The sequence below is a fragment of the Rhodopseudomonas julia genome (genome assembly GCF_030813515.1).
GTDB lineage: Bacteria > Pseudomonadota > Alphaproteobacteria > Rhizobiales > Afifellaceae > Afifella > Afifella julia.
Genome location: NZ_JAUSUK010000002.1, coordinates 567,301 through 581,159 on the forward strand (window position 1 = coordinate 567,301; position 13,859 = coordinate 581,159).

The 13,859-nt window shown below is 64.2% G+C and carries 11 protein-coding genes; 10 read left to right on the forward strand and 1 reads right to left on the reverse strand.

Annotated features, from left to right (window positions below; translation table 11 throughout):
- Positions 1 to 65: 65 nt before the first annotated feature.
- Both J2R99_RS11855 and J2R99_RS11860 read left to right on the forward strand, forming a co-directional pair.
- Complete coding sequence (locus J2R99_RS11855; RefSeq protein WP_307154682.1) at positions 66 to 902, forward strand: helix-turn-helix transcriptional regulator; 837 nt, start codon at positions 66 to 68, stop codon at positions 900 to 902.
- A 391-nt stretch (positions 903 to 1,293) separates the two neighbouring features.
- Complete coding sequence (locus J2R99_RS11860) at positions 1,294 to 2,136, forward strand: hypothetical protein (protein WP_307154683.1); 843 nt, start codon at positions 1,294 to 1,296, stop codon at positions 2,134 to 2,136.
- Between the two features lie 16 nt (positions 2,137 to 2,152).
- Here the strand turns inward: J2R99_RS11860 and J2R99_RS11865 are convergent, their stop codons facing one another.
- On the reverse strand, positions 2,153 to 2,965 hold the full coding sequence (locus J2R99_RS11865) for an IclR family transcriptional regulator (protein WP_307154684.1): 813 nt from the start codon (positions 2,963 to 2,965) through the stop codon (positions 2,153 to 2,155).
- 98 nt (positions 2,966 to 3,063) lie between these two features.
- Here J2R99_RS11865 and J2R99_RS11870 point away from each other — a divergent pair, with 98 nt between their 5' ends.
- The 8 genes from J2R99_RS11870 to J2R99_RS11905 all read left to right on the forward strand — a co-directional run bounded on the left by J2R99_RS11870 (position 3,064) and on the right by J2R99_RS11905 (position 13,858).
- Complete coding sequence (locus J2R99_RS11870) at positions 3,064 to 4,644, forward strand: M81 family metallopeptidase (protein ID WP_307154685.1); 1,581 nt, start codon at positions 3,064 to 3,066, stop codon at positions 4,642 to 4,644.
- A 66-nt stretch (positions 4,645 to 4,710) separates the two neighbouring features.
- Entirely contained in the window at positions 4,711 to 6,294 is a 1,584-nt protein-coding gene (locus J2R99_RS11875; protein ID WP_307155690.1) for an ABC transporter substrate-binding protein, read from the forward strand.
- A 97-nt stretch (positions 6,295 to 6,391) separates the two neighbouring features.
- Positions 6,392 to 7,333: an ABC transporter permease gene (locus J2R99_RS11880; RefSeq protein WP_307154686.1), complete on the forward strand. Its 942-nt coding sequence runs from the start codon at positions 6,392 to 6,394 to the stop codon at positions 7,331 to 7,333.
- Between the two features lie 94 nt (positions 7,334 to 7,427).
- Positions 7,428 to 8,222, forward strand: a complete 795-nt coding sequence (locus J2R99_RS11885; RefSeq protein WP_307155691.1) for an ABC transporter permease — start codon at positions 7,428 to 7,430, stop codon at positions 8,220 to 8,222.
- Between the two features lies 1 nt (position 8,223).
- Positions 8,224 to 9,909 (forward strand): ABC transporter ATP-binding protein, encoded by a 1,686-nt coding sequence (locus J2R99_RS11890; protein WP_307154687.1) that lies wholly within the window; start codon positions 8,224 to 8,226, stop codon positions 9,907 to 9,909.
- Positions 9,906 to 11,075 (forward strand): M20 aminoacylase family protein, encoded by a 1,170-nt coding sequence (locus J2R99_RS11895; protein ID WP_307154688.1) that lies wholly within the window; start codon positions 9,906 to 9,908, stop codon positions 11,073 to 11,075. Before J2R99_RS11890 ends, J2R99_RS11895 begins: the two co-directional genes overlap by 4 nt.
- Before the next feature lie 81 nt (positions 11,076 to 11,156).
- Positions 11,157 to 12,293, forward strand: a complete 1,137-nt coding sequence (locus J2R99_RS11900; protein WP_307155692.1) for a M20/M25/M40 family metallo-hydrolase — start codon at positions 11,157 to 11,159, stop codon at positions 12,291 to 12,293.
- Entirely contained in the window at positions 12,293 to 13,858 is a 1,566-nt protein-coding gene (locus J2R99_RS11905) for a gamma-glutamyltransferase (protein ID WP_307154689.1), read from the forward strand. The genes J2R99_RS11900 and J2R99_RS11905 overlap by 1 nt, the downstream gene beginning before the upstream one ends.
- The last annotated feature ends 1 nt before the right edge of the window (position 13,859 follow it).

The following is a 13,859-nucleotide window of genomic DNA, read 5'->3' on the forward strand; positions in this document are numbered from 1 at the left end:
CGCGAGTTGCCGATACCTGTTAAAGTAGTGAGCTTATCATGGTATAATCCACAACAGGTTCGACCGTGCCCGACGAGACGCCCAATCAGCTCGGCATTTACCTGCGCGATCGTCGTACCCGGCTCGATCCGGCGTCGTTCGGCTTCGTCGGCGGCAGGCGCCGCACGCCTGGGCTGCGCCGCGAGGAGGTCGCCGCTCGCGCGAACATCAGCCCGACCTGGTACACCTGGCTCGAGCAGGGCCGCGGCGGCGCGCCCTCGGCCGACGTGCTCGACCGCATCGCCAAGGGTCTGATGCTGACGGAGCCCGAGCGCGAGCACCTCTATATGCTGGCCCTCGGCCATCCGCCGGAAGTGCGTTACCAGCCGGTCGAAGGCGTCACCCCGCGGCTCCAGCGTGTGCTCGACGCGATGCCGCTCAGCCCGGCCATCATCAAGACGGCGCTCTGGGACGTTGTCGGCTGGAACAGGGCCGCGGCGGCGCTTTTGACCGACTATTCCAAGCTGCCGCGCGAGCGACGCAACATCCTCCGCCTCATGTTCAGCAGCTGCCGCGTGCGCGCCAAACAGGAGGATTGGGAGAGCGTCGCTCGCTTCGTCGTCGGCGCGTTCCGGGCGGACGTGGCGCGAGCGGGGGCGAGCGGCAGCGCCGAGGTGATGCGGCTCGTTGCCGAGCTGTGCGAGATGAGCTCGGAGTTCGAGGCGCTGTGGCGGGACAACGACGTGGTGGCGCACGGCGAGGGCGTGAAATGCATTCATCACCCGGAGGCCGGACTGCTCGATCTGGAATTCTCCTCGTTCGCCGTCGAGGGGCGGCCCGAGCTCGGCATGATCGTCTACAACCCTGCATCGCCTGCGGACGCCGAGCGCTTGCGAGTGCTCATCGACGCGAAACTGACATGACGCATATCCGAACGGGCACGTGCCGCTCTGCCTGCCGACATGTCTGCCTGCCGAAATGTCTGCCTGCCGACATAGGTCGCCAGCTCATCAGCGTGCTGGCGCATGCGTCGGCATCACGATCAGGCTCTCGTCCGGGTGCGGATTGACCTCGATGAAGATGTTTGTGTGATCTGGCGCGGAGCCAAGTTTGTATTATAGTCAACATTAAATAATAATTGAATTTTGCAAATATTATTGGAATGATGTCTAGGCTTTCTGCCTGGATCCCTCCCTCGATGTGGCGGGTGATGATGTCGGAATCTGTTGTTCTTCGAGTTCATCGCGTCTCGTGGCTCGCCCTTCCAAATTCGGCGAAGCTGAAGGGTGAGAAGTTGCCGGCGAGTTTCCTCGCATGTTTCGCCTGACAAGCAGCCGAGGGGGCGCGGGGGCGTCGCGGCCGGGTGGCCTACGTGTTGGAAGCTTCTTCGTCGTCTCGCTCGTCTCGTCCTTCTTCATTCCCGATTCTGCGGTTCTGGCCGGCGCGTGGACGCTCGAGGAGGGAGCCGGTCAGGCGATCTGGTCTTTCGTGTTTTCGAAGAGCCCCTCCGATCTTTCCGGCGGTTTCGACAGCCATCTTGACGACACCACGAAAACGGAACTCACGCTGCTCAGCGAATATGGCGTGACGCGCGACCTGACCGTGATTGCTGCGCCTGGTTTCCGGCGGGCTACGGTCGGGGCTTCAACGAGCAGCGGACCTGGATATCTCGATCTCGGGGCGCGCTATCAGGTCTTCAGGAAAGGCGGGGCGGTCGCATCGGTTCAGGGGATCGCGCGCATTCCGGGCGCTTCGGATTCCACGGTGTCTGCCAATCTCGGCTACACCAACGCGGAATATGATCTGCGCGGGCTCTTCGGCTACGGCTTCAAGCTTGGCGAGAACGACGCTTTCTTCGACGTTCAGGCCGGCTATCGGTACCGCACGGCCGGGCCGGCAGACGAGATGCGGGCCGATCTCACGTTCGGCTGCCGCTTGCGGCCGGACTTTCTTCTGTTGGCGCAGTCCTTCAATACGGTAAGCGTCGGCGCCGCGCAGGGCGTCTTTCGGCGCATCCGAGAGCATAAGCTCCAGGTGAGTGCCGTCTACGATATCAACGAGCGCCTCTCCCTTCAGGCCGGCAGCTTCGCGACCGTCCATGGCGAGAACTCGCTTCGCGAGCGGGCGATCTTCTCCGCCGTCTGGGTCCGCTTCTGACCGTCCCGCGTTTCGTTCAGAGGCTGCCCATGATCGCCCGCGCCGCTTCCATGGCAAGTGGAGAGGCCTGTTTGACGAAATCCTCAGGCGTCCATTCCGACAGCGATCCCGCCACATGGATTGCGCCGAGGGGGACACCGTCGCCGCGCGAGATCGCCACGCCGAGCGCCACTTCGCCCTGCAGAAATTCCTCCACGACGACGGCGTAGCCGTCGGTGCGGGCCGTCTTGATCTTCTCCATGATCGCGTCGGGCTCGACGATGGTCTTGGCTGTGTAAGGGTGCAAAGGCGTGCGCAGGACGATGTCGCGTGCGGCCTCGTCGGAGAGGAGCGACAGGAGGGCCCGACCCCCCGCCGTGCAATAGGTCGGCACGCTATGGCCGACGAGGGTGGCGTGGAAGGTCTCGCGTTTGCTCTGCATACGCAGCGCGTAGACGACGCGGGTCTCGTCATAGAGGCTGAAATCCACGCGCTCGCGGATCGTCTTGCGCAGCTCCAGGAGCACGGGCGTCGCCTTCTGCACCACGGGATCGAGCCTGAGCACGTCGAGCGTGTGGTCGAGAAGGCGGATGCCGGGGAGGTAGCCGCGATCACCCGGGCCGCGCCGCAGATATCCGAGCTTTGAGAGGGTGTGGACGAGGCGCTGCGCGGCCGACCTGTCGATGCCGGCGCGACTTGCGATTTCCGACAGGCTGAGCGGGCCTGGTGCGTGATGAAATGCGCTCAGAACCTGCATCGCGCGACCGGCGGCGCGGACGAAGAGATTGTCGTCTTCATAAGGGCGGGAATCTGTCGGCTGGGCGGGCTCGGCCCGGAAACGCCTGTTCATGGATAGCTTGACGGCTCGTTTGAGGGGGTTACTATGATCGTTGTGCAATATAGTTGTATTGCTTGACGATACACAACCTCTTTTCACGGTGTGTGCGAATGGACGGGCGACGAGCGGGGACGAAGTTCAGGGTCGCAGTGGCCGGCTTCCTCCATGAGACCAATACTTTCGCTCCGGTTCGGGCGGATCTCGAGGCTTTCCGGGTCGGCGGAGGCTATATCGGGATGACGCGGGGGGCCGCGCTTCTCGATGCGGCACGAGAGGTCAATCTCGGCATTGCCGGCGCGCTCGACGTTGCCAGAGAACAGTGCTGGGACGTGGTGCCGACGCTGTGGGCCGGGGCGATTCCCTCCGGCTATGTGACGCGTGGAGCGTTTGAGGCGATCGCAGACGAGATCGTGCAACGGATCGCCGAGGCGGGGCCGCTCGACGGCGTCTTTCTCGATCTCCATGGCGCCATGGTGGCGGAGCATCTCGACGACGGGGAAGGCGAGATCGCGCGCCGCGTCCGTGCGGTGGTCGGCAACGCCGTCCCGATCACATCGGCGCTCGATCTTCACGGCAATATTTCATCGTCCTTTGTGGAGACGGTCGACGCGCTCGTCGCCTTCCGCACCTATCCGCATGTCGATATGGCGGCGACCGGTGCGCGGGCGGCCAGGCTTCTCCATCGGATGATGGAGACGGGTGAACGGCCGGCGAAAGCCTTTCGGCGCATGTCCTATCTCGTGCCGATCCCGTTTCAGGCGACGGAAATGGCGCCGGGAGACGCGCTTTACGCCGAGATCGATACGCTGGAGCGGGAGGGCGTGCACTCGGCCTCGCTCTTCATGGGCTTTCCGGCTGCGGACATTCCTGATTGTGGGCCCACGGCCATGGCGTTCGCGGCGACGCAGGCGGAGGCGGAGCGTGCCGCCGACCGTATCGCGGCAGCCTATGACGCGGCCGAGCCGCTCTTCGACAACCGCACTTTTACGGCCGGGGAAGCCGTGGCGGAGGCGGCCCGTCTCGCCGCCGGCAAAACGGGGCCGGTGGTCATTGCAGATACGCAGGACAATCCCGGGGCGGGGGGCGTTTCGGCGACGACCGGGATGTTGCGGGCGCTCATCGCGGCCGATGCCCAGAACGCTGCAATCGGCCTCATCGTCGATCCGGCAAGCGCGGAAAAGGCGCATCAGCTCGGCGAGGGTGCGACGGCGCGTTTTGCGATCGGCAGTCATCCCGGGGTGCCCGGCGATCATCCGGTCGAGACGGAGGCGGTGGTGGAGCGTCTCTCCGACGGCAAGGTTCATGCGACGGGCCCCTATTACGGCGGCGCGCGGCACAATCTCGGACCCTCGGCGTGCCTCCGCATCGGCGGTGTGCGCGTCGTCGTCACGAGCGGGATCGCGCAGATGGCGGACCGGGAAATGTTCCGTTTCGTCGGCATTGTGCCGGAGGAGCAGGCGATCCTGGTGGTGAAAAGCTCCACGCATTTCCGCGCCGATTTTGCGCCCATTGCGTCAGAGATCCTCGTGGCGCTGGCGCCTGGCCCCATGCCTTTCAATCCTGCCGATCTGCCGTTCACGCGGCTTCCGGCCGATATGAAACTCTTCCCGAACGGACCTCTGTTCGGAGAAGCGAGCGCCGCGAAGGCGCATTCCGACCCAGGCGGGGAGAACATCGCCGCGGTCCAATAATGACAAAGCACCAAGAGATCGAATCCGAGAGAGGGATGTATGCAGAGCTTGAAACCACTTTCTTGCATGAAGCGTGGCCTCGCCGCCGCGCTTCTTGCAGGCGGCGTGCTGTCGGCACCCGCTGTCGCCAACGCGCAGGATGACGGCAAGACCATCACGGCGGTGATGCATTCGGGCCTGCGCGTGCTCGATCCCGTCATCACGACCGCCCATATCACCCGCGATCACGGCTACATGATCTATGATGTCCTGACGGCCGTGGACGAGAATTTCGAGCCCCAGCCGCAGATGGCGGATTGGGATATCTCCGACGACAAGCTGACCTATACCTTCACCCTGCGCGACGGGCTGAAGTTTCATGACGGTGCGCCGGTCACCGGCAAGGATGTCGTCGCCTCGCTCAACCGCTGGGGCAAGCGCGATTCCGGCGGTCAGATGATCTTCGACGTGACGGAAAGCCTAGAAGCGCCGGACGACAAGACCATCGTCTGGAAGCTGTCGGAACCTTTCCCGCCGCTCCTCAACGTGATCTCCAAGCAGTCCGCCGTGCCGCCCTTCATCATGCCGGAGCGGGTGGCGGAAACCTCGCCGGACGAGCCGATCACCGAATACATCGGCTCCGGCCCGTTCGTCTTCAACAAGGACAAATACGAGCCGGGCGCTTCGGTCACCTACGACAAGTTCGAGGATTACGTGCCGCGCGACGAGCCGCCTTCGTGGATGGCCGGCGGCAAGACGGTCAAAGTCGATCATGTCGTCTGGACGACGATGCCGGATAATCTGACCGCGATGAATGCGCTCGCGGCCGGGGAGATCGACTATCTGGAGCAGGTGCAGGTCGACCTTCTGCCGGTGATCGAGAACGCGCCGGACGTGACGGTGGAGATGCGTGATCCGCTCGGCTTCGTCACGATAGGCCGGCCGAACTTCCTCCACCCGCCCTTCGACAACAAGAAGGTGCGTCAGGCGGCGCTTCTGGCTCTGAGCCAGGAAGACGTGCTCGCCACGATGATGGGCTCCGACAAGTACTACAAGGTCTGCGGCGCGATCTTCGGCTGCGGAACGCCGCTCGGCGATGAATCCGGCTCCGAGCCGATCACTACGGGTGCGCATCCGGAAGAAGCCAAGAAGCTTCTGGAAGAGGCCGGTTACGACGGCACGCCGGTGGTGCTCATGCAGCCGACGGATGTCGTCAGCCTGACCAATCAGCCGGTTGTCGCCGCGCAGGCGCTTCGCCAGGCGGGCTTCAATGTCGACATGCAGGCGATGGACTGGCAGTCGGTCGTGCAACGGCGCGCGCAGCAGAACCCGCCCTCAGAGGGCGGCTGGAACATCTTCTTCACGAACTGGATGGTGCCGGAGATTTCCGATCCGCTCATCAACGTGATGGTGAACGGGCGTGGCGACGATGCCTGGTTCGGCTGGCCCGATGATCCCGAGATCGAAAAGCTGCGCGATGAATTCGCCCGTGCGGAGGATCAGGAGGCGCGCAAAGCGGCCGCCGTCGCGATCCAGAAGCACGTGATGGACAATGTGAACTACATCCATCTCGGCGAATACAACATGCCCCAGGCGCGGCGGAATTCGATCCAGAACATGATCCCGTCGCCGGTTCCGGTTTTCTGGAACATGACGAAAGAGGCGGAGTGATCCACCTTCGGAGACGCGCTCATAAGCGCGTCTCCGGCCGTCCTGTCTCGAAATTTGCGCTGAGGCTCAAACAGGCCTCGCGGCAAGGAGACCGATCATGTTCGGCTATATCCTGAAGCGGATCCTCGCCACGATCCCCGTGATGGCGATCGTTGCGGTCTTCGTCTTCCTTCTGCTTCGCCTGACGCCCGGCGATCCGGCGGCGATCCTCGCCGGCGATGCCGCCACGCCTGCGCAGCTCGAGCGCATCCGTGACCGCCTCGGCCTCAACGACCCTTTGCATATCCAGTTCTTCACCTGGATCGGGCAGATGCTGCACGGCGATCTCGGCACCTCTCTCATTTCCAGCACACCGGTTGCAGGAATGATCGGAGACCGGCTCGGGCCGACGATCAGCATCGCCATCATGACCATCATCATCTCGGTGCTTCTGGCCGTGCCGATGGGCGTGATCGCTGCCTGGCGCCACCGCACCTGGGTCGATTTCCTGGTGATGTCCTTCTCGGTTCTGGGCTTCTCCGTTCCCGTCTTCGTGATCGGCTATATCCTGATCCAGATTTTCGCGATCGAGCTGCGTTGGGTGCCGGTGCAGGGCTACGCACCGTTGTCTGACGGGATTGGTCCGTTCCTGACGCGGGCAATCCTGCCGTCGCTGACGCTCGCCACGATCTATGTGGCGCTGATCGCCCGAATGACGCGCGCCTCCATGCTCGAAGTGCTGGGCGAGGATTACGTGCGCACCGCCCGCGCCAAAGGCGTGCGCGAAAACGTCGTGCTTTTCCGCCATGCGCTGCGCAATGCCGCGGTGCCGATCCTGACGATCATCGGCACGGGCTTTGCGCTCCTCATCTCAGGCGTCGTGGTGACGGAAAGCGTCTTCAATATTCCCGGGATCGGCCGGCTCACCGTCGATGCGATCCTGGCGCGCGACTATCCGGTGATCCAGGCGATGATCCTTTTCACCGCCGGCATCTACGTCTTCGTCAATCTGATCGTCGACGTCTCCTATTCCTTCTTCGACCCGAGGATCCGCTACTGACATGGCTGAGATTTCCCCCTCCCGCCATAGCGCCTTCCAGGTCTTGACCGGGCTTTTCTCGCTCCCGGCCGGAGCGCGTCTCGGCGCAGGTCCGATGATCGCGGCCGCGATCCTCGTGGCGATCGTGCTCGCTTCGCTGCTGGCGCCGCTTTACGTGCCCTACGATCCGCTGGCGATGGATTCCATGTCCCGCCTGAAGCCCCCTTCGGAGGTGCATCTCCTCGGCACGGACCAGTATGGGCGCGATACCTTCAGCCGGGTGATGACCGGCGGGCGCGTGTCGCTCCTCATCGGTGTCGGCGCGGCTCTCGTCAGCGTCGTCATCGGCCTCATCATCGGCCTCGTCGCCGGCTTCTTTCGCGCCGCGGACGGCATCATCATGCGCATCATGGATAGCCTGATGGCGATCCCGGCGATCCTTCTCGCCATCGCGCTCGTCGCCCTCAACGGTCCGAGCCTCGGCTCGGTGATCATCGCCATTACGATTCCCGAAGTGCCGCGCGTCGTCCGCCTGGTGCGTTCCGTCGTGCTGTCGGCGCGCGAGGAGCCCTATGTGGAGGCCGCCATCGCGCTCGGCTCGTCGATGCCGAAGATCCTGGTCCAGCATTTGATGCCGAACACGCTCGCGCCGCTCATCGTGCAGGGGACATATGTGTGTGCCTCGGCAATCCTGATCGAAGCGATCCTGAGCTTTCTCGGCGCCGGCGTCTCAACCGAGATCCCGACCTGGGGAAACATCATGGCCGAGGGGCGGAGCTATTTTCAGGTGAAGCCCGGTCTCATTTTCTGGCCGGGACTTCTCCTGTCGCTGTGTATCCTGGCGATCAACCTCCTCGGTGATACCGCCCGCGATCTTCTCGATCCGCGCATGAAAAAGCGGGAGGGCTGAGATGCAGTTTTCATCGCGAGACTTCTCGAATGCCCATCGCGTCCTCAAAATCCGCGGGCTGAAGGTCGGCCTTACAGGGCGGCCCAATGCGGCACCGGTGCTAAACGGCATCGATCTCGATATCCGGGCGGGGGAAACCCATTGTCTGGTCGGCGAAAGCGGCTCGGGCAAATCGGTCACCTCGCTCGCCGTCATGGGGCTTCTGCCGAAAGGGGCTCTCGAAGTGCAGGGCGGCGAGATCGACGTCGAAGGCTTCGAGATCACCACCGCGACGCATGCGCAGATGCGCGAATTGCGGGCCCGCCGGATCTCCATGATCTTTCAGGAGCCGATGACGGCACTCAACCCGGTGCTGCGGGTCGGCGAGCAGATCGAAGAGGTGCTCAACATGCACACCGATCTCTCGCAGGCGGAGGCCAAGAAACGCACGCTCGACATCATGGAGCAAGTGCATTTGCCGGATGTGGCGCGGATTTACCAATCCTATCCGCACCAGCTTTCCGGCGGTCAGCGGCAACGCATCATGATCGCCATGGCCTTGGTGCTCGATCCGCATCTGTTGATCGCGGACGAGCCGACGACGGCGCTCGATGTCACGACGCAGCTGCAGATTCTGAAGCTCATCGCGGAAATGCAGGAGCGCAAGGGAACGGCGCTTCTGTTCATCACGCACGATATGGGCGTGGTGGCGGAAATCGCCGACACGGTGAGCGTGATGCAGAACGGCCGGATCGTGGAGAAGGCGCCGATCCGCGACCTGCTGACGAACCCGAAAGAGGAGTACACCAAGAAACTCCTGACCGCCGTTCCGAACCTGGCCCCGCGGCCGGCGCGGCCAGCTGCCTCGGCCAAGGACGTACTCGACGTCCAGGATCTCGAAATGGTCTACGGCGGCGGCGGCCTTCTCAAGCGCCAGGGCGGCGTGAAGGCGGCGCAGGAGGTGAGCTTTACCATTGCGCCAGGCCGCACTCTCGGCATCGTCGGCGAAAGCGGCTCCGGCAAATCCACGGTGGCGCGCTGCATCATCCGCCTGATCGATCCGACTGGCGGCAAGGTGAACGTCGCCGGCACGGATATCTCGACGCTGTCGCGCAGGCAGCTTCGACCGCATCGCAAGCATCTGCAGATCGTCTTCCAGGATCCCTACCGCTCGCTCAATCCGCGCTGGACCGTGGCGCGCAGCCTTTGCGAGGGGCCGATCAATTTCGGCACGTCGAAGGCTGAGGCGATGGAGCATGCCGCGGAGCTGATGGAGCTCGTCGACCTGCCCCGCGATGCCCTGAAACGCTATCCGCACCAGTTTTCGGGAGGACAGCGGCAGCGCATTGCGATCGCCCGCGCCGTCGCCATGAAGCCCGATTTGCTGATCGCCGACGAGGCGGTTTCCGCGCTCGATGTGAGCGTGCAGGCGCAGGTGCTCGACCTTCTGGACGATGTGCAGGAGAGGTTCGGCATCGCGATGCTTTTCATCACCCATGATCTGCGGGTCGCCGCACAGATCTGCGACGAGGTGCTCGTCATGCAGAAGGGCAGGGTGGTGGAGCATGGCGCTGCCGGCGACGTCCTGCAGAACCCGCATGATCCTTACACCCGCAATCTGATCGAGGCCGCGCCCGGCCGGGAATGGGACTTCGCCAATTTCCGCGCGCTCGGCACGCCGCCGCTTACCGAAGGAGCCTCCGCATGAGCGTCATCCCGAAGATCGAAGAATTCGCAGCCGAACTGACCGCGATCCGGCACGACTTCCATTCGCATCCGGAACTCGGCTTCGAGGAGACGCGCACCGCTGGAATCGTTGCGGAAAAGCTGCGCGCCTATGGCGTCGACGAGGTGCATGAGGGCATCGGTGGCACCGGCGTCGTAGCGCTGATCAAGGGAGAGGGCGGCGGCAACCGCAGGGTCGGGCTGCGCGCAGATATGGACGCGCTGCCGATCGAGGAGGCGTCGGGGGTTCCCTATGCCTCGCAAAATCCGGGGCGGATGCATGCCTGCGGTCATGACGGGCATACGACGATGCTTCTCGGTGCGGCGCGATATCTCGCCGAAACGCGCGATTTCGGTGGCACCGTCGTGTTGATCTTCCAGCCGGCCGAAGAAGGGCTCGGCGGGGCGCGCCGGATGATTGCCGAAGGTCTCTTCGAGAAATTCCCGTGCGACGAGGTCTACGGCATGCACAACGATCCGAATGCCGAGCCCGGGATCGTCACCGTGGCGCCGGGGCCGGCCATGGCGGGGGCGAGCTTCTTCGACATTACGGTGAAGGGCACCGGCAGCCATGCCGCCATGCCGCATCAGTCGAAGGATCCGATCGTCATCGGCACGGCGCTGGTGCAGCAATTGCAGAGCGTCGTCAGCCGCAACGCGCCGCCGACGAAGCCGGTGGTGATCTCGGTGACGACGTTCCATGCCGGCGCCGCCTACAATGTCGTGCCGGACACGGCGACGATTTCCGGCACGATCCGCTATTTCCACGACGACGTGGCGGAGATGGCGCACCAGCGGATCAAGGATCTCTGTGCGGGCTTGAGCCAGGCCTATGGGATCGAGATTACGGCCGATCTCCGCAATGTCTTCGACGTGCTGATGAACGACCCGGAACTTTCCACTGCCTATGTCGATGCGGCGAAAGAGGTGGTCGGCGCCGATATGGCCTTCGAAACCAGCGATCAGATGACCGGTTCGGAAGATTTCGCCGACATGCTGAAGGTGGTGCCGGGAGCTTATTGTCGGGTCGGGCATGCGGGGTCGATCGGGTTGCACAATCCGGCCTTCGTGCTCGACGACGCGATCCTTCCGGTTGGTGCCTCGATCTATGCGCGCATCGTCGAAAAGCGTCTGAAGCGCGGCGCCTGACGCACCCTCGCTCTTTTCTTCTCCGACATCCAACCAGCCCGACCCGCCGGAAGCGGCGGCCGCTAGAGGAGCTATCCGATGATGAATCCGCTCGATCTACCGTTCAATGCGGAGGAGATGCTCGCGGGCCTCAAGCCCTGGATCGAGACCGAGAGCCCGACCTTCGATGCGGCGGCGGTCAATCGCATGATGGACGTCGTGCAACACGAGCTTGCAGCGCTCGGCGGCAAGGTCGAGCGCATTCCGGGCCGCATGGGGCTCGGCGACAGCGTGCGCGCGACGATGCCGCATGCGCGGGCGGGCGAAGGGGGCATCCTGCTTCTCGGCCATCTCGACACGGTGCATCCGCTCGGCACGATCGATGTCCTGCCGTTCAAGCGGGAGGGCGAGATATGCTACGGCCCCGGCCTGATGGATATGAAGGGCGGCAATTACGTCTATCTCGATGCGCTTCGGAAGCTCTTTGCGGCCGGGATCGAGACGCCCCTGCCGGTGACCGTCCTGTTCACGCCCGACGAAGAGATCGGCACGCCTTCGACGCGTGAGCTGATCGAGGCCGAGGCGAAGCGTCACAAATATATCCTGGTTCCGGAACCGGCGCGGCCCGACGGCGGTGCGGTGATCGGGCGTTATGCGATTGCCCGCTTCAATCTGACGGCGCGCGGCAAGCCGAGCCATGCCGGCTGGCAGCTCGCCGAAGGGCGCTCGGCGATCGCCGCGATGGCGAAGAAGGTCGCCGAGATCGAAGCCATGACGACGGAAGACTGCACGTTCTCGGTCGGCGTCTTCAATTCCGGGCGATGGGTGAATTGCGTCTCCTCCGTCTGCGATGCCGAGGTGCTGAGCATGGCGAAGACGCAGGAGCTTCTGGATGAAGGCATCGCCAAGATGATGGCCTTCAATTCGACCGAAGGCGATGTGACGCTGGAAGTCACCCGCGGCGTCACCCGGCCGGTCTGGGCGCCCGATCAAGCCGGTACGATGGAGATGTTCGGGCTCGCCCAGGAGATCGCCGGCGAGATCGGCTTTGAGCTGAGCGGCGCGTCCGCCGGCGGTGGCTCGGACGGCAATTTCACAGGCTTTCTCGGCCTGCCGACGCTCGATTCGATCGGCGTGCGCGGCAAGGATCTGCACACGCTCAACGAGCATATTTTTATCGACAGCCTGGTCGAGCGGGCCAGGCTCGCCGCTGCGCTCTACTGCCGGTTGGGTGCGTGATGTCGGAAGCTCTGTCGCGGACGATGGAGATCCGCAAACATGTTGTTGAGACGGAACGCGGCGTCGTTGCCTCGCAGCATCGTCTCGCGTCTGAGGCTGGCGCCGAAGTGTTGCGGGCGGGCGGCGATGCCGTCGATGCGGCGGTCGCCTGCAGCTTCGTCTGCGGCGTGCTCGAACCGTGGATGAGCGGACCGGCCGGCGGCGGTGCGGCGATGCACTGGCGCGCCGACAGCGGCGAGGCGCATGCGCTCGATTTCGGCATGCGTGCGCCGGCGGGATTGAAAATCGAGGATTTTCCTCTGTCGGGCGAGGGGGCGGCCACCGACCTTTTCCCCTGGGAACGCGTCGTCGAAGATCGCAACGTCATCGGTGCGAAAGCCGTGGCGGTGCCGGCTGTCGTCGACGGGCTGGAGGCTGCCCATCGGCGCTGGGGGCGCCTGCCCTGGGCCGAGTTGCTGGCGCCCGCCATCGCCCATGCCCGAGAGGGGATGAGGGTCGATTGGTATGCGGCGCTCATCATCGCGACGGCGACCCGCGATCTCGCGCGCGATCCGGACGCTGCGGCGATGTTCCTCGCCGACGGCCAATGGCCGCGGCCCTTCTCCTGGACGGGGATCGCGGAAGACCGGATCGATCAGGGCCGCATGGCCGACAGTCTCGAGGTTCTTGCCCGAGAGGGCGCGGCCGCGTTGCATGGCGGCGATCTCGGGGCCGCGATGGCGCAGGATATCCGCGACAAGGGCGGCTATCTCACGGTGGATGATCTCGCCGGCAATCGCGCCAGGTTCAAATCGCCGATGTCGGTCGCCTACCGCGATGCGCTCTTTCACGTCATGCCCGGACTCACCGCCGGCCCGACCTTCGCGCGTGCCATGGGCGAGCTTGCTGGCGAGCAATTGTCGTCACAGGAGCGGGCCTATCCCGCCTATGCGCGGGCCCTCTTTGCGGCCTATCGCGACCGGCTCGAACATATGGGGCATGACGGAGAGATTCCCGAATGCGCCGGCTCGACCACGCATTTCTCGGTCGTCGACCGCGACGGTAATATGGTGGCCCACACCCAGACCCTGCTGTCACTCTTCGGATCGCGCGTGGTGTCGCCCTCGACCGGCTTTCTGATGAACAACGGCATCATGTGGTTCGATCCGGTCGCGGGGCGGCCGAACTCGCTCGGGTCCGGCAAGACATGTTTGATGAATGTCTGTCCGGTGCTGGGCGAGGCGAATGGGCGGCGCTTTGCGCTCGGCGCCTCGGGCGGGCGCAAGATCGTTTCGGCGGTGACGCAGCTTGCGTCTTTCATGGCGGATTTCGGCATGGATCTCGGCGCGGCGTTTCGGCAGCCGCGCATCGATGCGTCGAGCGGGGAGCAGATCGTCGCCGATGCGGCGCTGCCGGCGGAAATCGTCGCGGCTCTGGAGGCTATCGCGCCGGTCAAAACCGTGCGGCGGTCGATGCTGCCTTATCCCTTCGCCTGTCCGTCGGCGGTGATGGATGAGGGCGACAGGCGCTTCGGCATGACGGAAACGATGAGCGCCTGGGGCGACGCCGTCGCCGAAGGGGAGTGAG